Origin of the sequence: Microbacterium sp. PI-1 (genome assembly GCF_004337555.1) — a bacterium.
GTDB lineage: Bacteria > Actinomycetota > Actinomycetes > Actinomycetales > Microbacteriaceae > Microbacterium > Microbacterium aurugineum.
Genome location: NZ_SJYZ01000004.1, coordinates 20,681 through 42,659, shown reverse-complemented (window position 1 = coordinate 42,659; position 21,979 = coordinate 20,681). Strand labels below are relative to the sequence as shown.

At 68.2% G+C, this 21,979-nt stretch carries 22 protein-coding genes; 12 read left to right on the top strand and 10 right to left on the bottom strand.

Annotated elements, in window-relative coordinates:
• Positions 1 to 40: 40 nt before the first annotated feature.
• Positions 41 to 1,192: a calcium:proton antiporter gene (locus tag E0W80_RS05425; protein WP_131491616.1), complete on the bottom strand. Its 1,152-nt coding sequence runs from the start codon at positions 1,190 to 1,192 to the stop codon at positions 41 to 43.
• Positions 1,193 to 1,390: 198 nt separating this feature from the next.
• On the opposite strand from E0W80_RS05425, the gene E0W80_RS19485 reads away from it, so the two are divergent.
• Positions 1,391 to 1,525: a hypothetical protein gene (locus E0W80_RS19485; protein WP_256535463.1), complete on the top strand. Its 135-nt coding sequence runs from the start codon at positions 1,391 to 1,393 to the stop codon at positions 1,523 to 1,525.
• Between the two features lie 57 nt (positions 1,526 to 1,582).
• Here E0W80_RS19485 and E0W80_RS05420 read toward each other — a convergent pair whose 3' ends face one another.
• Genes E0W80_RS05420 through E0W80_RS05405 form a run of 4 tightly spaced genes read right to left on the bottom strand, consistent with a single transcriptional unit; the run spans position 1,583 to position 6,011 of the window.
• Positions 1,583 to 2,287 carry an aspartate/glutamate racemase family protein gene (locus tag E0W80_RS05420; protein ID WP_131491615.1) on the bottom strand — a complete coding sequence of 235 codons (705 nt, stop codon included), beginning with the start codon at positions 2,285 to 2,287 and terminating at the stop codon, positions 1,583 to 1,585.
• A gap of 7 nt (positions 2,288 to 2,294) precedes the next feature.
• On the bottom strand, positions 2,295 to 3,308 hold the full coding sequence (locus E0W80_RS05415) for a hypothetical protein (protein WP_131491614.1): 1,014 nt from the start codon (positions 3,306 to 3,308) through the stop codon (positions 2,295 to 2,297).
• A gap of 7 nt (positions 3,309 to 3,315) precedes the next feature.
• Positions 3,316 to 5,154 (bottom strand): substrate-binding and VWA domain-containing protein, encoded by a 1,839-nt coding sequence (locus tag E0W80_RS05410; protein ID WP_131491613.1) that lies wholly within the window; start codon positions 5,152 to 5,154, stop codon positions 3,316 to 3,318.
• A gap of 32 nt (positions 5,155 to 5,186) precedes the next feature.
• Positions 5,187 to 6,011 carry a shikimate 5-dehydrogenase gene (locus tag E0W80_RS05405; RefSeq protein ID WP_261811773.1) on the bottom strand — a complete coding sequence of 275 codons (825 nt, stop codon included), beginning with the start codon at positions 6,009 to 6,011 and terminating at the stop codon, positions 5,187 to 5,189.
• A 595-nt stretch (positions 6,012 to 6,606) separates the two neighbouring features.
• On the opposite strand from E0W80_RS05405, the gene E0W80_RS05400 reads away from it, so the two are divergent.
• Entirely contained in the window at positions 6,607 to 6,813 is a 207-nt protein-coding gene (locus E0W80_RS05400) for a cold-shock protein (protein WP_017203899.1), read from the top strand.
• 133 nt (positions 6,814 to 6,946) lie between these two features.
• Here the strand turns inward: E0W80_RS05400 and E0W80_RS05395 are convergent, their stop codons facing one another.
• The gene (locus E0W80_RS05395) at positions 6,947 to 7,615 is read right to left on the bottom strand and encodes an HAD hydrolase-like protein (protein ID WP_047522029.1); all 669 of its coding nucleotides are present in this window, start codon (positions 7,613 to 7,615) and stop codon (positions 6,947 to 6,949) included.
• Between the two features lie 145 nt (positions 7,616 to 7,760).
• On the opposite strand from E0W80_RS05395, the gene E0W80_RS05390 reads away from it, so the two are divergent.
• Positions 7,761 to 8,021, top strand: a complete 261-nt coding sequence (locus tag E0W80_RS05390; RefSeq protein ID WP_131491612.1) for a response regulator — start codon at positions 7,761 to 7,763, stop codon at positions 8,019 to 8,021.
• Between the two features lie 9 nt (positions 8,022 to 8,030).
• On the opposite strand, the gene nucS is transcribed toward E0W80_RS05390, so the two are convergent.
• Positions 8,031 to 8,726 (bottom strand): endonuclease NucS, encoded by a 696-nt coding sequence (gene nucS, locus E0W80_RS05385; RefSeq protein WP_047522024.1) that lies wholly within the window; start codon positions 8,724 to 8,726, stop codon positions 8,031 to 8,033.
• 72 nt (positions 8,727 to 8,798) lie between these two features.
• A complete protein-coding gene (locus tag E0W80_RS05380) occupies positions 8,799 to 9,623 on the bottom strand; it encodes a GAP family protein (RefSeq protein WP_131491611.1) in 825 nt (274 codons plus the stop codon).
• Positions 9,624 to 9,738: 115 nt separating this feature from the next.
• On the opposite strand from E0W80_RS05380, the gene E0W80_RS05375 reads away from it, so the two are divergent.
• Together E0W80_RS05375 and E0W80_RS05370 are read left to right on the top strand one after the other, a co-directional pair.
• A complete protein-coding gene (locus tag E0W80_RS05375; RefSeq protein WP_131491610.1) occupies positions 9,739 to 10,935 on the top strand; it encodes a histidine kinase in 1,197 nt (398 codons plus the stop codon).
• Positions 10,932 to 11,588 (top strand): response regulator transcription factor, encoded by a 657-nt coding sequence (locus E0W80_RS05370; protein WP_240740462.1) that lies wholly within the window; start codon positions 10,932 to 10,934, stop codon positions 11,586 to 11,588. Before E0W80_RS05375 ends, E0W80_RS05370 begins: the two co-directional genes overlap by 4 nt.
• A 3-nt stretch (positions 11,589 to 11,591) precedes the next feature.
• On the opposite strand, the gene E0W80_RS05365 is transcribed toward E0W80_RS05370, so the two are convergent.
• Positions 11,592 to 12,830: an MFS transporter gene (locus E0W80_RS05365; RefSeq protein WP_047523467.1), complete on the bottom strand. Its 1,239-nt coding sequence runs from the start codon at positions 12,828 to 12,830 to the stop codon at positions 11,592 to 11,594.
• Positions 12,831 to 12,890: 60 nt separating this feature from the next.
• On the opposite strand from E0W80_RS05365, the gene E0W80_RS05360 reads away from it, so the two are divergent.
• Positions 12,891 to 13,952 (top strand): LacI family DNA-binding transcriptional regulator, encoded by a 1,062-nt coding sequence (locus E0W80_RS05360; protein WP_131491608.1) that lies wholly within the window; start codon positions 12,891 to 12,893, stop codon positions 13,950 to 13,952.
• A 16-nt stretch (positions 13,953 to 13,968) separates the two neighbouring features.
• On the opposite strand, the gene E0W80_RS05355 is transcribed toward E0W80_RS05360, so the two are convergent.
• Positions 13,969 to 15,471 (bottom strand): hypothetical protein, encoded by a 1,503-nt coding sequence (locus E0W80_RS05355; protein WP_131491607.1) that lies wholly within the window; start codon positions 15,469 to 15,471, stop codon positions 13,969 to 13,971.
• 120 nt (positions 15,472 to 15,591) lie between these two features.
• Here E0W80_RS05355 and E0W80_RS05350 point away from each other — a divergent pair, with 120 nt between their 5' ends.
• From E0W80_RS05350 to mnhG, 6 genes are read left to right on the top strand one after another with little or no spacing between them, the layout of a single operon-like run.
• Positions 15,592 to 18,561 carry a Na+/H+ antiporter subunit A gene (locus E0W80_RS05350; RefSeq protein WP_131491606.1) on the top strand — a complete coding sequence of 990 codons (2,970 nt, stop codon included), beginning with the start codon at positions 15,592 to 15,594 and terminating at the stop codon, positions 18,559 to 18,561.
• On the top strand, positions 18,561 to 19,130 hold the full coding sequence (locus E0W80_RS05345) for a Na(+)/H(+) antiporter subunit C (RefSeq protein WP_052193689.1): 570 nt from the start codon (positions 18,561 to 18,563) through the stop codon (positions 19,128 to 19,130). The genes E0W80_RS05350 and E0W80_RS05345 overlap by 1 nt, the downstream gene beginning before the upstream one ends.
• Positions 19,127 to 20,677: a Na+/H+ antiporter subunit D gene (locus tag E0W80_RS05340; protein WP_047523454.1), complete on the top strand. Its 1,551-nt coding sequence runs from the start codon at positions 19,127 to 19,129 to the stop codon at positions 20,675 to 20,677. Before E0W80_RS05345 ends, E0W80_RS05340 begins: the two co-directional genes overlap by 4 nt.
• Positions 20,677 to 21,264, top strand: a complete 588-nt coding sequence (locus tag E0W80_RS05335; protein WP_047523452.1) for a Na+/H+ antiporter subunit E — start codon at positions 20,677 to 20,679, stop codon at positions 21,262 to 21,264. Before E0W80_RS05340 ends, E0W80_RS05335 begins: the two co-directional genes overlap by 1 nt.
• Positions 21,261 to 21,530 carry a monovalent cation/H+ antiporter complex subunit F gene (locus tag E0W80_RS05330; RefSeq protein WP_047523448.1) on the top strand — a complete coding sequence of 90 codons (270 nt, stop codon included), beginning with the start codon at positions 21,261 to 21,263 and terminating at the stop codon, positions 21,528 to 21,530. The genes E0W80_RS05335 and E0W80_RS05330 overlap by 4 nt, the downstream gene beginning before the upstream one ends.
• Entirely contained in the window at positions 21,527 to 21,916 is a 390-nt protein-coding gene (gene mnhG, locus E0W80_RS05325) for a monovalent cation/H(+) antiporter subunit G (RefSeq protein ID WP_131491605.1), read from the top strand. Before E0W80_RS05330 ends, mnhG begins: the two co-directional genes overlap by 4 nt.
• The last annotated feature ends 63 nt before the right edge of the window (positions 21,917 to 21,979 follow it).

Sequence of the window (21,979 nt, the reverse complement as noted above, 5' to 3'; positions counted from 1 at the left end):
CAGTCTAGGTGGACGTTCCGTTCGATCGGTGGTCGACGCCTCAGCTGAACAGCACGACGAGGTAGACGGCGAAAGTCACCAGGTGTGCGGCACCGTGCGTCGCGGTCACGCGCCGGGCAGCGAAGGTCGTCACCGAGAGCAGCAGGGTGACGGCGAGCATCAGCAGGTTCGCCGGCGACTCAGCGAGGACCACGGTCTGGCCGGTGAACATGCCGATGATCAGCACCGCGGGGATGGTGAGTCCCACCGTCGACACCAGGGCGCCATGGCAGAGGTTGTTCACCCGCTGGGCTTCTCCGCCGAGGGCCGCTCGCACGGCGGTGATGGACTCGGGGAGGAAGACGATGCCCGCGATGAGCACTCCGGCGAGGGCGACCGGGGCGCCCAGGCGACCCAGACCGTCATCGAGGAGTGCCGCCATGTCGTGCGACAGCAGCACGATCGGGATGACGGTGACCACCAGAAGCGCGAGGCGGACGAGGACCTCGGTGCGGTGCTCGGCCACGACCTGACGGATGCCTCCGCCGGCTTCGGACTCTTCCTGGTGCTGCGGGCTCTGCAGCAGGCGTGGATCGACCTCGGTGAAGTCGCTCGCCTGCGCACCCATCTGCCGGTACAGGAAGAACGCGTACAGCAGGACGGTGAGGATGATGATCGGGATCTCCTGCGCGGTCGTGAACGACCCGTCCGTGCCGATGAGGGCCGGGAGGCCGAAGGCCAGCGCGAGGAGGACGATGAGCATCGACAGGTACGCCGACGTGCCGGTGCGGTTGTGCGCCATGCCGCGGTGGCGGAGACCGCCGAGCAGGAGGGCGAGCCCGATCACGAGGTTCAGGATGATCATCGCGACGGCCATGACGGAGTCGCGCGCGATGGTGGCGTGCTCTCCCGGGCCGAGCATGACCGCCGAGATCAGGATGACTTCGATGAGGACGATCGACAGCGTCAGGACGAGCGAGCCGTAGGGGTCGCCGAGTCGATGGGCGAGGGCCTCGGCCTGCTTCACCACACCGAACGCGCACACGAGGATCACGGCGATGATCGCGCCGAGGGCGATCACGAGGACCGGGGCGGCCACGGGGGCGGCCAACACCGGGTGCAGCAGGAGGAGAGCCGCGAAGGCACCCCATCCGAGGACGATGCGGACGATGTCCGTGCCGCTGATCAACTGTCTGAGCGCTGTGCGTGACATCGCTGGACTCCTTCGAGGTGGGGTCGTCCCCGACTGGTGACCGCGGCCGGGGTCGTCCCCGTCGCAGCGCTGTGTCCACGTCGTGCTCAGCGGTGTCCAGTGTAGCAAAAACAACCCGGTCAGAAAGTAATTTGACTTCCGCAGGCAACGGGCTATGGTCAGAGGTTACGCCAGCCACAGAAGGGGAAGCGAGCAACCATGTCAGGCAAGTCCATCCAGGGTCGAGGAAGCAAGAAGGCGCCGCAGCTCACGCTCAAGGAGAAGCGCGCGGCCAAGCGCGAGAAGAATGCACCAGACGAGTTCCTGAAGCCCCGCAAAGGCGCGAAGGGCTGAGTGAACTCCCGTTCGGCGGGGGTGACGGGGCCGAGTCGCGTCGCCTCCGCCGGGCACTCACGGCGTGGATGAGTTCCCGAGGGCGAGATCGACCGCGGCGTCGACGTGCAGCGCCGTCGTCGGGAACACCGGAACGGGGGCGTCCGCGGCCGAGATGAGCAGTTCGATCTCGGTGCAGCCCAGGATGATGCCCTCGGCTCCCCGCGACACCAGATGCTCGATCACCTCGACGTAGCGTCGGCGTGATTCCTCGCGGATCACGCCGTGGACGAGCTCGTCGTAGATGACGGAGTGCACGGCCACCCGGTCGTCCTCCTCCGGCACGATGGTGCGGATGCCGTGGGTCGCGAGGCGCTCGGCGTAGAACGGACGCTCCATCGTGAACGCCGTACCGAGCAGCCCGACCGTCTGCATCCCGGAGGCGGCGATCGCCTCGGCGGTGACATCGGCGATGTGGAGGAAGGGGATGGTCACCGCGTTCTGGATCCGATCCGCGACGAGGTGCATCGTGTTCGTGCACAGCACCAGCACTTCGGCGCCGGCGCCCTCGAGCGCTCGTGCACGATCGGCGAGCAGAGCACCCGCCGCGTCCCAGTCGTCCCGCGCCTGCATATCCTCGATCACGGCGAAGTCGAGCGAGTCCAGCAGGATGCGCGCCGAGTGGTGACCGCCGAGCCGCCCGTGCACGCGCTCGTTCGCGAGCCGATACCACTCGAGCGACGACTCCCAGCTCATTCCTCCGAGCACTCCGATGGTCTTCATCTCACCCTCACTCCCCCGAGCTCTGCCGGAACCGCCGTTCCCAGTCGCGCAACTCCGAGCGGCCGATGAGGGAATCCAACGACACTTGGAAGCGCAGACCCGTGCGGGCGTTGACTTGCTTGATGTTGTCGACGATCTGCGTGGTCACGCCTGTCAGTGCCTCGCGCACTTCGCCGATGCGCTCGTCCGGGGCGTCCCACAGGTCGGGTCGCGTCAGCAGATCGAGCAGGTAGTCGGGCTCCAGCGCCGCGACGAGGCGTGCGAGCTTGTCGGAGTACTCGGCTTCCGCGAGCACGATCTGGTCGGCCTCCGCCTTGGCGTCGAGGCGGACGAAGAGTTGCTCGACGTGCGAGGCGAGGGTATCGATGCCGTGTGCCGTCTCCGCAGAGGTCGGGGAGTTCGGCAGATTCGCGTAGTCGCTGCGGAGTTCGCGCAGACGATTCACCCGAAGTCGGATGCCGGGAGGCACGGGATCCGCCGTCGCAGGGGATTCGGGCTTGCGACGTCGCCGGGCGAGCACGCCGATCGCCGTCCCCGCGGCGGCCACCAGCACGGCGCCGCCGATGATCACGGGGAGCAGCCAGTCCGCTCCTCCCCCACTGGCACCCGCTCCCGGCGCGGACGGCGTCTCGTCGACGATCTGCTGCACGGTCTCGACCAGCGCGGTCTGCGTGTCGCCGTCTGCGGCCGTCTCGTTCGTGTTCGCGATGAACAGGGCCTGCTCGCTCTCGATCGCCTTCGAGGCGGCCTGGAGGTCGTCTCCGATGGCGAGCACCACGGTCGGCTGATCGGTCGCACCGACGAGCTTCTCGAGGATGTAGGTGCTGTACGGGCTGTCGATGCCGGCGTCTTTCGGCAGCACCACGACCGCGACCGATCCGTCGGAGGGCACGACTCCCGTCAGCGCTTCGGTCAGCCCGGAGCTGTCGGAGACATCCGGCGACACGTACACGTCACCCGCGCCGAGACCAGCGATCGCGTCATCGATCCAGCCGGAACCGGATGTCGTGGTGCTGATCATGCCCACCTCAGAAGTTGTTGATCACGGAAGCGAAGACGAGGTCGATGCGTTCGGCGTCCGAGGCGTCGAACATCTGCCCTCCGGTGGCGTCGGCGATGCGCTGCAGGGCCGAGGTGTCGGCACCGGAGCCGTAGGCGATCGGGAAGATGCGCACCGGTGCGTCGGTGCCCCCCTCCTTCGTGCTCTTGCCGATCTTCGCGATCAGGGAGTCGAGGGACGTGGAGGAGTCGGTGTCCTCCCCGTCGGACAGGACGACGATCGCATTGATGCGTCCGGGTTCTGCCCGCTCGCTCATGGCCTCGTACGCCGTGAGGACGGCGTCGTACAGGGGCGTCCCGTTGCGTTGCGCGTACCGGAGGTCATCGAGCGAGGAGTCGAGCTTCTCGCCGTCGGCGCCCAGCGGCGTGACGCGGCGCAGCACCTGGATGCCCTCGCCCTCTGGGGAGTCGACATCCGTCGTGAAGGCCCAGACCCCGACCTCATCGGTCGAGCGGAAGTGGTCGAGGGTCGTCTGCGCGCCCTGGATCGCACCGTCGAGGCGCGAGCGTCCGTCGCCGATCGGCTCGTCCATCGAGCCCGAGATGTCGATGAGCTCCAGCACCGACGAAGGCTTTCGCACCTGTGTCCACTGGTCGATCGCGGTCGAGATCACGTCGACCTCGGGCTTGGGCAGCGTCACGCGGGGCTGTGCCGGGTCGACCCCGAAGTTGGCGGTGAACAGGTCGCCCAGCGGGACCGACTCGTCGAGCGGGCGGAAGCCGTACTCGGGCAGGATCTCCTGAGCCGCCGTGGTCTGCAGGAAGGCTGCGAAGGCCTCACCCGCGGTGCGCTGCTCCGCTGTCACCCAGTCGGCACCGAGCACGGTGACGGGATTGTCGGACCACATCGAGCCCCCGGACGGGTAGACGGCGACGAGCTTCGTCTTCGGCGGAGTCAGCGTCTCGCCCGGCTGGACGGTGTGGGAGTCGGGGTTGCCCTTGTTGTAGTTGAGCAGGGACGTCTCCTCCAGCGCCACGGCCGACACGTACGCGGAGCCGTTGGCGCCGTTCTGCGTTTCGTCGTACAGGGTCGAGAGCACGTTTCCCGTGGTGTCGCCGTAGTGGATCACGCACTCCTCGAAGACGCGCGAGAAGTCGGCAGCGGCGTCGACGTCTGCGGACGTGAGTCCCTCCGCCTTGCCCGATGCCTCATAGGACTGCATCAGGATGGTCGAGAGTCCGGTGGTCGAGGTGTTCGGGTTCGTCTTCGAGATCTTGAACGCGCCCCAGATGTCCTTTCCGACGCTCCCCCACCCGTCGGGGTCCTGGCACAGGCCTTCGAGGTCGGTGATGCTGATCGGCTCGTCCGGCCAGCCGAGGGCCTTGGCCATCGGCTCGGGCATCCCGAACACGACCGGCGTGCGCGTGAACGATGCCGGCGAGCCGACGAGGTTCGCCGAGGCGGCTGCGCTCACGCGATCGGTCCAGACGGTCGACGCCGGCGACCACAGCGTCGGCCACAGGGCGCGGTCGTCGCTCGGCCAGTCCTCGCCCGAGGTGAGGTAGCGCGCGGCGTTTCCGGACGACACGTTCGTCGGGCGCACCGTGGCGCACGTGTCGAGCGCCTCGTGCTCCGGTGAGTCCTTGAAGGCGGTCGCGAGCTCGTCGAGCATGTTGACCTTCTCCGACGACGTCGCGATGGCGATGTGCGTGCACCCGTCATCGGGGAATCCTTGACTCCCGTCGGGCGTCGGCGTCGCTTCCCCGCCCGTGCAGGCTGCCAGCGTCAGGGTGATGACCGCTGCCGTGGCCAGGGCGGCGGTCGTCCGTCGGGGGATGTCTCTTCGTACGGTGCGAGGCGCGCTCATGCGCCTAGGCTACCCAGGTATCGTCGCGGCGATCACGGCGTCCCCGCGCGCATGAACTCCTCCGCGGCCTGCACCTGCGCCGCGGTCGGGCGGATGCCGGTGTACAGGACGAACTGCTCGAGCGCCTGCAGGGTAGCCACTTCCGCACCCGTGATCACCGTCGCTCCCGCTGCTCGTCCCGCCCTGATCAGGGGCGTCTCCGCCGGGAGTGCGACGACGTCGAACACGACGGAAGCCGTCGAGACGGCAGTGTCGGAGAACGCCGGCGCGTGCTCGTCCGGTCCGCCGGTCATCCCGATCGGCGTGACGTTGACCAGGATGTCGGCGGTCGCGTCCGCGACGTCCGCACGCCAGTCGAAGCCGTACGACGCCGCGAGTCCGCGTCCGTTCGTCTCGTTCCTGGCGACGATCGTGACCTCGCCGAACCCGGCGTCGCGGAAAGCCGCCGCGGTCGCTTTGGCCATGCCTCCCGAACCGCGGAGCAGGACCGACGCGGCGGGATCGAGCTCGTTGCGGGCGATCAACTGCGCGATCGCCGTGTAGTCGGTGTTGTGCGCCGTGAGCACGCCCTCGTCGTTGACGATGGTGTTGACGGAGTCGATCGCCGTGGCGGAGGGGTCCATCCGGTCGACCAGCGCGATGACGTCCTCTTTATAGGGCATCGAGATCGCGCAGCCGCGGATGCCGAGTCCCCGCACCCCGGCGATGGCCTGCGCGAGGTCGGTCGGCGCGAAGGCCTTATAGATCCAGTTCAGCCCGAGCGCTTCATAGAGGTGGTTGTGGAACCGTGTCCCGTTGTTGCTCGGCCGCGCCGACAGCGAGATGCACAGTGTCATGTCCTTGTTGAGCAGCGTCACCGCTTCAGGCTACTCGCGTGCTGTTCGCTCCATCTCCGCCCGGAACCCATGATCCGCGCGGGATCCGCACTCCGGCCGTGTTCGAGCTCACCGGGGTGGCGTCCGTGGCGGGATCGGGCCTCCTCCCCTATGGTGAAGGTGCATGCACACGGGGATTGATCGTCCCCGTCTCTCCCCAGGAGACGGAAGAGCCACCCCAGGGCCAAGACGATCCGTGCATGCGATTGGGCCCTCTCGAGTAGTTCAGTCCCCAATGGGCTACTCGAGGGGGCCGCTATCGTCGTCCTCACCGATTTTCGGATTTGTCCCCCAAAAGGGGGACAAGACCTCCGAAAAGGAGCTAGGCTGTTTCTGACGCACCCTCCGGTCGTCTTCGGCCCTCATCGCTCCCCCCGCGGTGAGGGCCACACCATTTTCCGGGCGGCGTCCATGCCCCCTCCCACGCGCCCGCCTGCCGGATCACGGCCGTGTGCCGCTCATGCAACATTTGGATTACCTTCTTGCCGCGGCTATTCCTCTCCGGGCCTCCTCCACTAGCGTTAGCGGTGTCGGGGCATCCCTGCGTCGGCTTTTTACCCAGCAGAACAGGCAGTACATGAGCACCCAGGGCACGGTCAAGTGGTTCAACTCGGAGAAGGGCTTCGGCTTCATCTCCCCCGACGACGGAGGCGCTGACGTCTTCGCGCACTACTCCGCCATCCAGTCATCCGGCTACCGGTCTCTCGAAGAGAACCAGCGAGTCGAGTTCGATGTGGCGCAGGGCCCCAAGGGCCTGCAGGCAGAGAACATTCGCCCCGTCTGAGACGGGCGAGACACAGAACTCCCCGAACGGAGCGCGTCACGAGCGCACTCCGTCGGGGAGTTCTGTGCTTCTGCCGGGCGATGAGGTCGCACGGGCACGATGAGCGACGTGCCCGCTGACCGCCGGCTCGCGGTCAGCTGCCGATCAGCAGCGTGCGCAGTTCGGGGACGGAGCCGACGCGGAATGCGGCGTCGTCTCCTTCATGGGGGTCGCTGAAGCCCCACTCGACGAAGATCACCGGCACGCCGTTGGCCGCGCCTCCCTCGACGTCGTGGTGCCGGTCGCCGATGAGCACCGGATTCGAGGTGTCGGCGCCCAGGTCGCGCAGGCGACGCAGGGCCTCGGCGACGATGTCGGTCTTCGATGCGAGGGTCGCCTCATCCGGCGTCGCGCCGACGGTGGTGAGGAATGCCGGGCGGAGGCCGAAATGGTCGACGAGTGCGTCCACCTGGTTCTCGGGTTTGGAGCTCGCCGTCGCCTGGGGGACACCCGCGGCATGGAGCTCGTTGATGAGCTCGGTCACTCCCGGGTAGGTCGCGACGTCGGTCGTGTACCCGTCTGCCTTGCCGAGTGTGCGGTAGAAGGCGACTGCCTCGGCGGACTGCTCCGGGGTCATCCCGGCCTGGTCCTGGAACGACTGGAACATCGGAGGCCCGATCCAGTGCACCAGCTCCTCGCGTGTCGGCGCGGGGTGGCCGAAGTGCGTGAGCGCGGTGTTCAGCCGACGGAGGATGCCGACGGAGGCATCGACGATGGTGCCGTCGACGTCCCACAGTACGCAGGAGTAGGGGGAGTGGGACATGCTCCCAGCCTAGGGTGCCGCGAGAGGATGACCGTGCTTCCTGCACAGGTGTGCACCTAAGGACCTTATGCACACCTTATGTGAACACGAAATGTCTCCATATAAGGTCGTGACAACGGCGGTTTCGCGGGTGAGAATGGGGGGCATGTACGTGTCGATGGAAATCATCACGATCTTGGCGACCGGGGCGACGACTCTGGTGGCCACGGTCAGCGGATTCGGCTGGATGATCAGTCGCATGGACGCACGGTTCGCGGCAGTGGACGCGAGGTTCGACGCAAGGTTCGACGCGCAAGATGCGAAGTTCGACGTGCGGTTCACGCGCATCGAGCAGGAGATCTTCGAGGTGAAGATCGCGATCGCGCGGCTGGAAGGACCGACGCCGCGGCTTATGGCCGCGCGTTGACGGAACGACTCAGAAAAGGCGGGGGATGCCCGACTCGATGCCCTTCATGTCGTCGTAGTCGAGCACCAGGCAGCGGATGCCCCGGTCTTCGGCGAGAACACGGGCTTGGGGTTTGATCTCCTGCGCGGCGAAGACACCCTGGACGGGGGAGAGGTGGGGGTCGCGGCCCAGCAGCTCGAGGTAACGGGTCAGCTGCTCTACGCCGTCGATGTCGCCGCGTCGCTTGATCTCGACGGCGATCGCGGCCCCGTCGGCATCCCGCACCAGAAGGTCGACCGGTCCGATCGCCGTCGGGTACTCGCGACGCACCAGCGTCGCGCCCTCCGAGATGCGTTCGACCTGTTCGGCGAGGAGCCGCTGCAGGTCGGCCTCGACGCCGTCCTTCTGCAGTCCGGGATCGACGCCCAGCTCGTGAGACGTGTCGTGGATGATCTCGTAGATCTGCACGCGCAGTGCGTCACCGGTCTTCTTGTGCGTCACGCGCCACACCTCGACGACGCCGGCACTCGCTTCTTCCTCGCCGGGAACCTCGCTCGACAGCGAGCACGGCGGGCTCATCCAGTTCAGCGGCTTGTAGCTTCCGCCGTCGGAATGCACGAGCAGACTCCCGTCTCCCTTGTGCACGAGCAGACGCGTGGCGAGCGGGAGATGGGCATTGAGCCGACCGGTGTAGTCGACCGAGCAGCGGGCGATGACGAGACGCACCCGTCGAGCCTACTTCGTCGGGAGGTGCCTCGCCGCACCGTCGACGGCGGCGGCCGGGAACGAGCCGATGGCTTAGAAGAGTCCGAGCTCGGTGGCGGCGGAACGCGCGATCAGGAATCCGATGATGCCGATGATCCAGGCGGTGTTCTCGGCGCCGGTGCGCTGCATCCACGCGGCGAAGCGCTCGAGCGGTCGCTGCACCAGAGGCGCGGCGACGAGGCGGAGGAGGAGCAGGATGATCGCGGGCAGGATCATCAGCGCGCAGTATCCGACGAGCGACATCACACGCAGCGGGGTGTCGATCCCGGCGTCCGCGAGCATCGTCATCGCGACGATGTAGGGGAGCATCGTGGCGATCTCCACGACACCCGCGGCGATCGCCACCGCCATCACCGCGGTCCCCCGGGTGCGCGGATCGAGCAGACGCTCCCGCCACCGCGTGATGCGTCCGGGGCGGGTGCCGGCCGTCGTCGTCGTGGTGGGTGGGTCGGGTGTCATCGGCGACCGGCCGCCGGCCTCCTCCTGTGCGGCGGGCACGCTCGGCCGAGCGATCGTCTCGGTGGACCCGCTCTTCGCCGTCTTCTCGCCCGTCGGCATCACGAAGGCCGTGATCAGGAGCCCGCCTCCTACGAGGAGACGGAGAATGAGCCCGGCCGGAGACGCGAGGAAGGCGGAAGCCACGTCGACGAGGTTCACCAATCCCCAGAGGAACAGGAGACCGACGAGAAGATAGAACGTGGCGATCGTGGCGAGGTAGAGGAGGATGCGACCGGCACGGATTCGTCCCGGATGCAGCAGGAGGAAGACCGGGATGAGGAGAGTGCCGACGCTCAACCCGTCGATCAGCGCCAGGAGCGCGAGGGAAAGGGGGAGCGGCAGCCCGCCGAAGAGTTCCATGGCTTCACGTTCGCCGATACACAGCCGTGACGGATCGGGCGAAAGTACCGTTCTCGCCGCCCTCCTCATCCCTTCGTCGGATGCGCCGGCACGCGCACCGTGGTTGCATGAGGGCATGCATGAGCAGGTCGACGGCGGATTCGGCGCCTGGTATCGCCGTCACCGCTGGTGGGCCGATCCGGTCGGCATGGCCCTTCTCGCGATCGTGATGGCCGCGCTCGGGTTCCGCGGTATCTGGGGGCCGTTCTCGATTCTCCCCGAGCCGTTCTCACCCTGGTGGTCTCTGGTGCTCGCGCTGCCGGCATGCGCGCTCGCGCTGGCCAAGAGGCGGATGCCGACGACGGTGCTCGTCCTGGTAACGCTGCTCTTCGTCATCGATCTGCTCACCGTCGGCGGCCTCGGCACCCTCGTCGTGCTGCTGGACGTGCTGTGGACGGCGGCGTTCCTCGCCGGACCGCACGGGCGCCGCGTACTGCTCGGGCTGCTGGGGGCGTCGACGATCCTCCTCTTCCTGGCTGCCTGGCTCTTCACCGACGTGCGATTCCCCGTCGCCTTCCTCATCGGCGTGCAGTTCGGCGCGATCTTCGGCACGGACTACTGGTGGGCCGTCGCCGTGTCCCAAGCCCATGAGCTCGCGGAGCTGCACCGCCAGCGCGCGGAAGAGGCCGCCGCCGCCGCGGAGAGGGACCGCGTCGAGGCCGTGCAGCGCGAACGGGAGACCATGGCGCGGGAGCTGCACGACGTGGTGGCCGGCCACGTCATGGCGATGGCGATCCGTGCCGAGGCCGCGCTGTCGATGGAGCCCGACCGCACGACGGACCGGGATGCGCTGCGGGCCGTCCGCGATGCAGGTCTCGACGCCCACGGCGCCCTGCGGTCCATGATCTCGGTCCTGCGTCGCGGAAACGGGAGTCTCACCCCGACACCGCGCTGGTCCGACCTGGCGGGCATCGTGCGGGAGGCGGAGCGGACGGGTCTCCTCATCCGCTTCACCGCCGGCGAGCTCCCCGACCTCGGTGCCGGCCCCGAGCAGGCCGTTGTCCGCATCGTGCGCGAAGCCCTCACGAACTGCATCCGGCACGCGAGTGGTGCCGAGGTCGACATCACGATCGAGGGGGACGACGCCGGGGTCCGCGTCGGGGTGCACTCGCGAGGAGGGGTCGCCAGTGCGGCAGCCGCGCACGGCGACGAGGGATGGGGACTGCAACTGCTGCGGGAACGTGTCGGGGCACTGGGCGGTGAATTCTCGGCCGGCCGGGTCGCGGACGGATGGTCCGTCGAAGGCCGCATCCCGGTCGAGGTGCGGGCGTGACGGCCCCCACGGTGCTGCTGGCCGACGACCACGGGGCGATCAGAGCCGGTCTGCGCATCATGCTCGAGGCGCAAGGCATCACCGTGGTCGGGGAAGCGGCGGACGGTGACGTGGCCGTCCGGAACGTGGCTGCTCTGCGACCCGACGTGGTGCTCATGGATCTGCGGATGCCGGGTCGCGACGGGATCTCCGCGACCCGGGAGATCGTCGAGCGCGGTTTCGGAGACGTCCTCGTGCTGACGAGCTTCGATGAGGACGAGCTCGTGTTCGGGGCGATCCGTGCCGGCGCCGTGGGCTTCCTCCTCAAGACGGTCGATGCGCCGACCCTCGTCCAGGCGGTGCGCTCGGTGGCTGCGGGGGAGGGGGCGCTGGATCCGCGGGTGACCAGACGAGCGCTCGCCGCGGTCGTCCGGAGCACCGATCACCCGGCACCGGGGACGCAGGCGCCGGGCAGGCGGGCGCAGGACGACCTCACCGTGCGCGAGCAGGAGGTGCTCGACGGCATCCTCCAGGGGTGGTCGAACGCTCAGCTCGCGGCGCGACTGCGCATCTCGGTGCCCACCGTCAAGACGCATGTGTCCAACGTGCTCACGAAACTCGGCGCGCGCAGCCGTTCTCACGCGGCCGCTCTGGTGCGGGGGCGCGAGGGCTGAGCCTCAGCCCTGCTCCGTGCGCGCCACCGGTGTCTTCTCGTCTTCGCGGAGTGGACGGGCGGCTCCGGAGAACAGCCCCGACAGCACGACCAGCCCGACCAGGATGAACAGCGTGTTGAGCAGACCGATGTGCTCGCTGATGACCCCGAGGACGGGCGGGCCGCCGAGGAAGGCGACGTAGCCGATCGTGGCGGCGGCGCTCACCCGCGCCGCGGCCTTGGCCGGATCGTCTGCGGCCGCGGACATGCCCAGGGGGAAGCCGAGCGATGCACCGACCCCCCACAGCGCCGCACCGACGAGCACGAGAGGGAAGGTCGGCGCGAGGATGAACAGCAGGATGCCGGACGCCGCGGCGACGGCGAGGATGCGCAGCACCAGGACGCGACCGAAGCGGTCGACCAGCGGCCCGCCGAACAGTCGCACCGTCGTCATCCCGATCGAGAACACCGCGAGGGATACCGCCCCCGTGCCCTCCGCGAACCCGTGCCCCTGTTCGGTGCCCAGTGCGATCCAGTCGTTCGCGCCTCCCTCGGCGAAAGACATCCCGAGCATCACCATGCCGAGCAGGTACGTCCGAGGCTCGCGCCATGCCTCCAACGCCGTGTGCATGCGTGCGCGGAACGGCGGCTTCTCGTGATCCGTCGGGTCGAGAGCTGCCTCTCGCGACGGCACCTGGAAGAAGCAGACCACCGCGATCACGGCGATGAGTACGCCGATGACGGTGGCATGAGTGGCGACGTCGATCCTGAGCTGGGCCGCCAGCGCGCCGATCGCCGCGCCGATGACCGTGCCGAAACTGAAGAAGGCGTGGAACACGGGAAGGATCGTGCGCCTCATCTGCTGCTCGATCGCCGTCGCCTCGACGTTCATCATCACGTCGACCGAGCCATTGCCGAAGCCGAACAGCGCCATGCCGATCAGGACCACCGTGACGGAGCCGAAGACGTTCGCGCCCAACCCGACGAGCACGATGCCGGTGGCGAACGTCAGCATCGTCAGGAGCATCCCCCGTCGCGCTCCGGTGCGTGCCATCACGGCAGGGCCGGTCGAGATGCCGACGATCGACGCGATGCCCATGCCGAGCAGGATCAGGCCGACCTGCGCGTTGTCGAGATCGAGTGCCTGCTTGATCCCGGGCACGCGCGACGCCCAGGTCGCGATCGAGAGGCCGCTCGCCAGGAAGATGGCGAAGATCGCCGCACGCCAGCGGACGAACTGCGATCGGGTGAGGGCTGAATCCATGCCGCACAGCCTATCGAATCGATTCGACAATTCGGAAACGAAGGGAGCTATCCTCGAAGTATGAGCAGTCAGGAGACGCCACGTCGGCCCACGATCGCTGACGTCGCGCGCGAGGCGGGTGTGGCGACCTCCACCGCCTCCGTCGTCTTCAGCGGCAAGGCGAAGGTGGCCCCCGCGACTCGGGAGCGGGTCCTCGCCGCCGCGGCCGACCTCGGGTACGCCGGCCCCGACCCGCGAGCGGCATCCCTGCGGCGAGGACGCAGCGGCATCGTCGCGGTCGTGCTCGAAGGTCACCTCCGCGCGGCCTTCCTCGACCCGGTCACGACCGCCTTGATGGACGGACTCACCGACGGGCTGGCCGAACTCAGTGCGGGGATCCTGCTGATGCGCGACGAGCCGGGGGAAGAGGGTGCGGGTATCGCCGATGCTCCGGTGGATGCGGTCGTGCTGATCGGCTGCTCGGCACGAACCAGGTCGTCACTCGAGATCGTCGTCGGGCGAGGCCTCCCCGTCGTCGTGATCGAGGGAGACGCGGGGGAGTCGATCCCGCGCATCACTCTGGACAACGCGGCAGCCTCCGCCGACATCGCGCGCCATGTGCGGGACCTCGGCCACCGCGACGTCGCCCTGGTCACGCTTCCCCTCGACACCGAGCGCGAACGGACGGCGATCACTCCCGAGCGGCTCGCGAACGCCACCGTCGATGTCACGATCCATCGGCTCGCCGGGACACGAGAGATCTTCCCCGACGCCCTCGCGATATCCGCCGCCGGAAGCCTCATCGACGAAGGGGTGCTGGTGGGAAGGATGCTCCTCGCCGATCCCGCCACCCGGCCGACAGCCGTGCTCGCGCAGAGCGATCTGCTCGCGGTGGGGGTGATCCGCGCCGCGGAGGAGGCGGGACTCCGCGTGCCGGAGGACCTCTCCGTCGCCGGATTCGATGGCATCGCGCTCGACGGTCTCGGAGACCTCAGCCTCACGACCAGCGTGCAGCCGGCTGTCGAGAAGGGGCGGGCAGCGGGGGAGCAGATCGCACGCATGCTCCGGGGCGAACCCGGCGTCACGCAGCATCTCACCTGCCGTTTCCACGCCGGCACCACGACGGGCCCCGCCCCGCGCTGACCGGGTACGGTGCGGATCAACTGCGCTGCGGTCCGAGCGGGAGAGCGGTCTCGCCGAAATCGAGGATGCGATAGCGGCCGCAGTCGACCACTTCCTCGGGCACGGCCGGGAGCGGCAGGCTCCACGGGACGGTCTGCGCGTCCTCCAGCAGGAACGTCACCTCGCCGACGTCGAAGTCGTGCCGGTTCACGAGCCAGGCGTAGCCCCGCAGTTCGTGATCCACCTGGACGAGTCGGGCGGGATTCTGCAGATGCAGCTTTGGCAGGCGGACGGTCCAGAACTGCCCGGCGCCGGCGCCGGTGCGGCCGGACGCGTCGATCCACTCGGTCACGCAGGCCAGGTCGGGGTCGCTGACCTGAGCGGCGGCGGAGAGCCGAGGGACGCTCGCCGCGCCGCCCGCGACCAGCAGCGCGACGGACGCGGCCGCGAGGATCGGGCGGACCCGTACCAGCACCCGCACGATGTGAGGCGATGCGACGAGCGCGAGCACGGGTGCGAAGGCGAGGGGTTGCAGGTAGCGGGCCGCATGGGTGCCGACCGCGATCGCCCCGACCGCGACGAGGATCGGCATGAGCCAGGCGATCGTGGCGACGAAGCGGGTGCCGTCGTCTGAGGCCCGTGCCGTGCGGAAGCCGGCGAGCACGAGGAGTGCGAGGACGAGCAGCCCGGCGATGATCCCGCCGGGGGTCGACAGTCGGCCGATCAGCAGCGCGCAGTAGTACTGCAGAGACTCGGACCACCGCTCGGGCTCCACGTAGCCGGCACCGGTGTTAGCGATCCATGCCGCCAATGGAATGCGTCCGAGGAATCCGAGTATCGTCCCGGCGAGAAGCACGGCCATCACCACGCCGATCCGGGCCCGCTGCGTCGTTCGGATCAGGAGGAGGGCGAGCAGCAGGGTGATCGGCGCCGTCGCCCACACCGCGTAGAGAGGATTCGACAGGGTCGACACGAGGGCTGTGGCGCCGAGCGCGATCAGCGGGACGGCGCCGCCCGCGCCCCGGTCCAGCACCCGCCGGGCCAGTCCGACCGAGAGCACGACGGCGACGACGGTCGCGGCGTAGTAGGTCGTCGTCAACGTCAAGGACGCGAGCTCGAGCGCATCCCGAGACGCCGATACTGCGGTCATGGCGAGCACGGAGAAGGCGGCGACGCTCAGCAACGACCACGTCACGGGCGCCGATCGCTCGGACCGACGGCCGGCGACGACGCGAACGGCTCCGTACAGGGCGAGCAGGTTCACCACGGCGCTCACGGCCAACAGACCGTCCACCTCGAACGGCAGGATCGTGTCGAGGCCGGCGAACACCGCGGTCTCGGGGAGGAACAGCACGCTCGACATCGCCCAGTCCATCGGCTGTCCTGAGAGGACGGACCGCGCGAACATCGCCACGACCAGGGAATCCGCGTCACGGAACAGCAACTCGGAACGCGCGGACGCAGCGACCTGCGCGGCGGTGATCAGTGCCAGCTCGAGGGCTCCGACCCCACCGGCCAGCTCCCGCACCCACGCCCGCATGCGACCACTCTTGCACGTTCGTGCAGAGCGAGAAGCGCGAGGTGCGCCTCCCGCCGGTAAACTGGACGCGAGACCCCCGCGAGAGCTGTGGGGCCGACGACCCCCGAGGGAGCCGCGTATATGCTGACGCTCCTCGCCGTGTTCCTCCTCGGGTCGCTGTTGATGCCCGTTCTGGTGCGCTGGCTCGGAGCTCAGGCGTTCGCGATCGCGGCCCTCGTCCCGGCTGCCGCCTTCGTGCATGCGCTGGTGATGACGCCACAGGTCCTCGACGGTCCGGTTCCGTTCGAGTCGGTCGCCTGGATCCCGCAACTCGGCCTCAACCTGTCCATGAACATGGACGTGCTCGGCTGGGTGCTCACGCTCATCGTCACGGGGGTCGGCGCCCTCGTGCTGCTCTACTGCCGGTGGTACTTCCACGATGACACCGCGGGCATCGGTCAGTTCGCCGGGGTGCTGCTCGGTTTCGCCGGCGCGATGTACGGTCTCGTCCTGACCGACGACCTCGTGATGCTGGTCATGTTCTGGGAGCTGACGAGCATCCTCTCCTACCTCCTCATCGGTCACTACCGGCGCCGTGCCGCCAGCCGACGCGCAGCGCTCCAGGCACTCCTCGTGACCACTCTCGGCGGACTCGTGATGTTCGTCGGAGTCGTGCTGCTGGTCGTCGACACCGGCACTTCGAGCATCCGCGAGATCCTCGAGATCGCGCCGTCCGGACCGATCGTGGATGCCGCGATCGTCATGCTGCTGGTCGGAGCGGTCAGCAAGTCGGCGCTGTTCCCGTTCCACTTCTGGCTTCCCGGCGCGATGGCCGCGCCGACTCCCGTCAGCGCCTATCTGCACGCGGCGGCGATGGTGAAGGCAGGTATCTATCTGATCGCCCGGTTCGCCCCGATCTTCGCGTTCAGCGCGCCGTGGCGCCCCATCGTCATCACCCTCGGCATCCTGACGATGCTGATCGGCGGCATCCAGGCGCTGCGTGAGACCGACCTCAAGCGCATCCTCGCGTTCGGCACGGTCAGCCAGCTCGGCTTCTTCGCCGTGGTCGTCGGCTACGGCACCCAGGCCGCGGCACTCGCGGGCCTCGCCCTGGTCATCGGTCACGCGCTGTTCAAGTCGGCCCTGTTCCTGATCGTCGGCGTCATCGACCGTCAGCTCTCCACGCGAGACATCACCGAGCTCTCCGGTGTCGGACGCCAGGCTCCCGTCATGGCGACGGCGGCATTCATCTCCATCGCCTCGATGGTCGGCATCGCTCCGACCATCGGTTTCGTCGCGAAGGAATCGACCCTCACCGCTCTTCTCGACGATGCGCTGGGAGGATCCCCGTGGGGTCTGGTCGCGCTCATCGGGGTGGTCCTCGGTTCCATGCTGACTGCGGCATATGGGGCCCGCTTCCTCTGGGGGGCCTTCTGGAAGAAGCGTGATGAGCAGGGACAGCAGCTCCCGGACACCGCCTGGCCCGACCCTCCGGTGGGATTCCTGTCGGCGCCGATCATCCTCGCCGGTGTCACCCTCGCCGCGGGAATCGGCGCCCCTGCGCTCGACGTCGCCCTGCAGGGGTACGCGCTCACCGCGAGCCCCGGGCTCGACCATGCCGGAGAAGCCGTCGAGGGTCCGGGGCATCTCGCCCTCTGGCACGGCGTCGAACCTGCACTGGGCATCTCGATCCTCTCGATCCTGCTCGGCATCGGGCTCTTCCTGCTCAGCCGCAAGACCGGGTGGGACCGCAAGGCCCGCCTGCTGCGCTTCACGGCGGCGGACGTGTACTACCTCGTCATGCGCGGCGTCGACCGCCTGTCGGTCCTAAGCACCACGCTCACCCAGCGAGGCTCCCTGCCGGTGTACGTCGGCACCATCTTCGTGGTGTTCGTCTCCGCAGAGGTGACAGCGCTCATCGCGAGTGACATCGATCGCTACAACCTGTCGGCATGGCACACCCCCGCCCAGATCGTCGTGGCACCGATCATGGCGATCGCCGGAGTCTTCGCGGTCCGTGCGCAGAAGCGCTACACAGGAGTGGTCCTGGTGTCGGTCACCGGCCTGGGGATGGTGGTCCTCTTCGCCACGAGCGGTGCCCCGGATCTCGCTCTCACGCAGATCCTCATCGAGACCGTCACGATGGTCACGTTCGCACTCGTGCTCCGTCGCCTCCCCGCGCGGATGGGCGAGCACAACGCCTCCGTCGGCCGGGTTCCGCGCGCGCTGCTCGCGATCGGCGTCGGCGTCACAATGGCCTTCATCGCCGTCGTGGCGACCCAGTCCCGGATCGCCGACCCGATCTCGGAGATCTTCCCCGAGATCGCCTACGAGATCGGCCACGGCAAGAACGTGGTCAATGTGGCGCTGGTCGACCTGCGCGGCTGGGACACGATGGGTGAGCTCTCGGTGCTTGTGCTGGCCGCGACGGGTGTGGCTTCCCTGGTGTTCGTCACGCACCGGGCCGACCTTCTGGCGGGCACGAAGAATCTGCCGCGGGCCACCCGCAAGGCCGCCCGCAGCCGCCCGCTCGTCGAGACCACCGAGGGCATCCGCTTCCAGACATCCGAGAACGAGAGCAGCCCGCGTGCCTGGCTCGTCGGCGGACAGAGGATGAAGCCCGAGAACCGCTCGATCCTGCTCGAGGTGATCGTCCGAATCCTGTTCCACACGATCATCGTGGTCTCGATCTTCCTGCTGTTCTCCGGGCACAACCTTCCGGGCGGAGGCTTCGCCGGAGGACTCGTCGCCGGTATGGCTTTGGTCATGCGATATATCGCCGGTGGCCGGTGGGAGCTCGGCGCCGCGGCGCCCACCGACGCCGGGCGACTCCTGGGCACCGGGTTGATCCTCGCCGTCGGCACCGCGGTCGTGCCGCTCTTCTTCGGCCTCGCACCGCTGACCAGCACCTTCTGGGAATGGGAGATCCCCGGCATCGGGCACATGGAGTTCGTCACCTCGACCATCTTCGACGTGGGCGTGTACCTGGTCGTGATCGGTCTGGTCCTCGACGTCCTGCGCAGCCTCGGCGCCGAGGTCGATCGGCAGGCTGCCCTCCGGTCCACACCGGGTCCCGAAGGCTTCCTCTCCCGTGAGGGGAGGAGCCGCTGATGGACGTCTCCCTCACCCTGATCATCATCATGGCCGTGCTCTTCGCCTGCGGCGTGTACGCGATGCTGGAGCGCAGCCTGACCCGCGTGCTGATCGGCTTCCTGCTGCTCGGCAACGCGACCAACCTGCTGCTCCTGATCGTGATGGGAGTGCCGGGCAACGCGCCGTTCTTCGGTACCGAAGGCGAGATGAGCGACCCGCTCCCGCAGGCGCTCACCCTCACCGCCATCGTGATCACGTTCGCGGTCTCCGCCTTCCTCCTCGCCCTCATCTACCGCTCCTGGCAGCTCGGCCAAGCCGACACCGTCGAGGACGACGAGGCCGACATCGCGCTCCGCGAGCGCACCGACGCCGACGAAGACCTCATGGACGACGAGTCCGAGACCGACGACGACGAGGCCACCACGGACTTCGTCGGGGTGCAGACGTCGCCGATCACGGTGCTGCACATGCGTGATCACTCCGCCATCCACGACGACGCACCCTTCGATGCGCCCACCGATTGGGGTGGCGACGCAGACCACGACGAACGTCACGACCACGGACAGAACGAGGAGGGCAAGCCATGACCGCCCTCGTCCCGCTCCTCGTCGCCCTGCCGCTCCTGGGAGCCGCGGTCACGCTCGTCTTCGGCCGGAACCCACGGCTCCAGGTCGTCGTCACCGTCGCGACGCTCGCCGCGGTCTCGGTGATCGCCGCAATCCTCCTCGTGGTGGTCGACGGAGGTGAGCCGCTCGCGGTGTCCGTCGGCGGCTGGCCCGTCCCGTTCGGCATCGTGCTCTACGTCGACCGGCTCGCTGCGCTTCTGGTGCTGATCTCGAGCATCGTGCTGGTCGCGGTCCTGCTCTTCTCGGTCGGCCAGGGTGCGGCCGACGGCACCGACGAGACACCGATCTCGATCTTCAACCCGTCCTACCTGATCCTGGCCGCCGGTATCTTCAACGCCTTCATCGCCGGCGACCTCTTCAACCTCTACGTCGGCTTCGAGATCCTGCTCGTCGCCTCGTACGTCCTGATCACCCTCGGCAGCACCGAGTCCCGGATCCGCACCGGCGCGGTCTACATCGTCGTCTCGCTGGTGTCGTCGATCCTGTTCCTGGCGTCGATCGCGATGATCTACGGTGCGCTCGGCACGGTCAACATGGCGCAGATCGCCGAGCGGATGTCGGAGCTCCCGCAGGAGACCCAGCTGGTGCTGCACCTGATGCTGGTCGTGGCATTCGGCATCAAGGCGGCCATCTTCCCGGTGTCCTTCTGGCTGCCGGACTCCTACCCGACCGCGCCCGCCCCGGTCACCGCGGTGTTCGCAGGCCTGTTGACCAAGGTCGGCGTGTACGCGCTGATCCGCACCGAGACGCAGCTCTTCGCCTCGAACAGCATCGACACCCTGCTGCTCATCATCGCGCTCGCCACCATGATCGTCGGGGTGCTCGGTGCGGTCGCGCAGGCGGAGCTCAAACGAATCCTGTCTTTCACCCTCGTCAGCCATGTCGGCTACATGATCTTCGGTCTCGCGATCGCGACGCCGGCCGCGATCGGTGCGACGGTGTACTACATCGTCCACCACATCGTCGTGCAGACGACCCTGTTCCTCGCAGTCGGCCTTGTGGAACGTCGAGCGGGCAGCACATCGATCCTGCGGGTCAAGGGACTCCTCAAGGTTGCCCCCGTGATCGCCGTGCTGTACTTCGTGCCCGCGATCAACCTCGGTGGCCTGCCACCCTTCTCGGGGTTCATCGGCAAGTTCGCACTGTTCGAGGCGGCGGCCTCCGTCGGCACCCCGCTCATGCTCGTGCTGATCTTCGGTGGCATCATCACCTCGCTGCTCACGCTGTACGCCCTCATGCGCGCCTGGAACCTCGCGTTCTGGCGTGAGGAGGAGGACTCCACCGAGACCGAGGGGCGCATCTCCTACCTCGGCAACGCCCCGGCCGCCGACGAGCAGCAGGAGCGTCGTCGCATCCCGAAGATCATGACCGTCGCGACCGGGGGGATGGTCGCGGTCACCCTCGCCCTCACCGTCTTCGCCGGTCCCCTCTACGCCCTGTGCGACCGTATCGGTGCCGCCCTGCTGCAGCCGGTGAGCCTGGTGCAGTTGGAAGAGGAGGTGGGCTGATGGTGCGCGAGACCCGACGTCATCTCTGGCGCGACATCCGGGTGCAGCTGCCCTTCCTGGCGTGGCTCGTCGTGCTCTGGATGCTGTTGTGGGCGCAGTTCACCGTGCTGTCCTTCCTCACCGGACTGATCGTCGCGATCTTCGTCACCCGCGTCTTCCGGCTGCCCACCGTCGCCCTCTCCGGTCGAGTCAACCTCTGGTACGCGGCACTCTTCGTCGTGCAGTTCCTCTTCGCCGTGCTCAACGGCGCGCTCTCGGTCACGGTGCAGGTGTTCGACTTCCGCCGCCAACCGGGCACAGCCATCGTCGCGGTGCCCCTGCGCTACGCCGACGACCTGGTGATGACGCACGTCGCCGTGGTGTCCTCACTGATCCCGGGTTCGCTGGTCGTCGAGACCGATCGAGACCGACGCATCCTGTACCTGCACGTCATCGGCGTCCGGACGACCGACGACGTGGAGAAGCAGCGCGCCGGGGTGCTCCGGTGGGAGCGCAGGATCGTGCGTGCGCTCGGCGACCCCGCGCAGTACCGTGCACTCAAGGCCGACGAACGGGCCGGACTCGGAGCGAAGGGCGGTGTCCGATGAACATCCTGCTCCTGCTGATCATGGTCGTCTTCGGCATCGCCGCGATCCTCGCTCTGATCCGCATCGTGCGCGGACCGTCGATCCTCGACCGCGCCGTCGCCTCCGACGTGCTCCTCACCGAGGTGATGTGCGTGATCGGTGCGGAGATGGCGATCAACGGTCACACCCGGAACATCCCCGTCCTCCTCATCATCGCGGCCATCGGAGTGTTCGGGTCGATCGCGGTGGCCCGGTTCGTCGCGAGAAGGGACAACACGACACCATGAACGTGCTCGGTCTCATGATCCCGGATGCCGTCATCGACGTGGCGGTCCTGGTGCTCATCCTGCTCGGCGCCGTGCTGTGCCTGTCGGCGGCGGTCGGACTGCTGCACTTCCGGGATGTGCCCTCCCGTCTGCACGCGGCCACCAAGCCGCAGGTCCTCGGACTCCTGCTCATCTGCATCGCGATCGCCCTGTCGCAGCGGTCGATCGGCGGCATCCTGGTCGGTCTCGCGCTCATCGCGCCGATCGTGCTGATGCAGTTCGCGACCGCTCCGCTCTCGGCGCACATCGTCGGGCGTCAGGCCTACCGGAACGGAACCATCGAGCAGCGGGGCCTCGTCGTGGACGAGCTCGCTGAGTCGAAGCAGACCCCGCCCGCCGCCGGCTGACCTCCCCTCGGTGTCGCGCCGGTGCCGCGCCGGCCGGGCAGAGCCGGCCGGGCAGAGCCATCG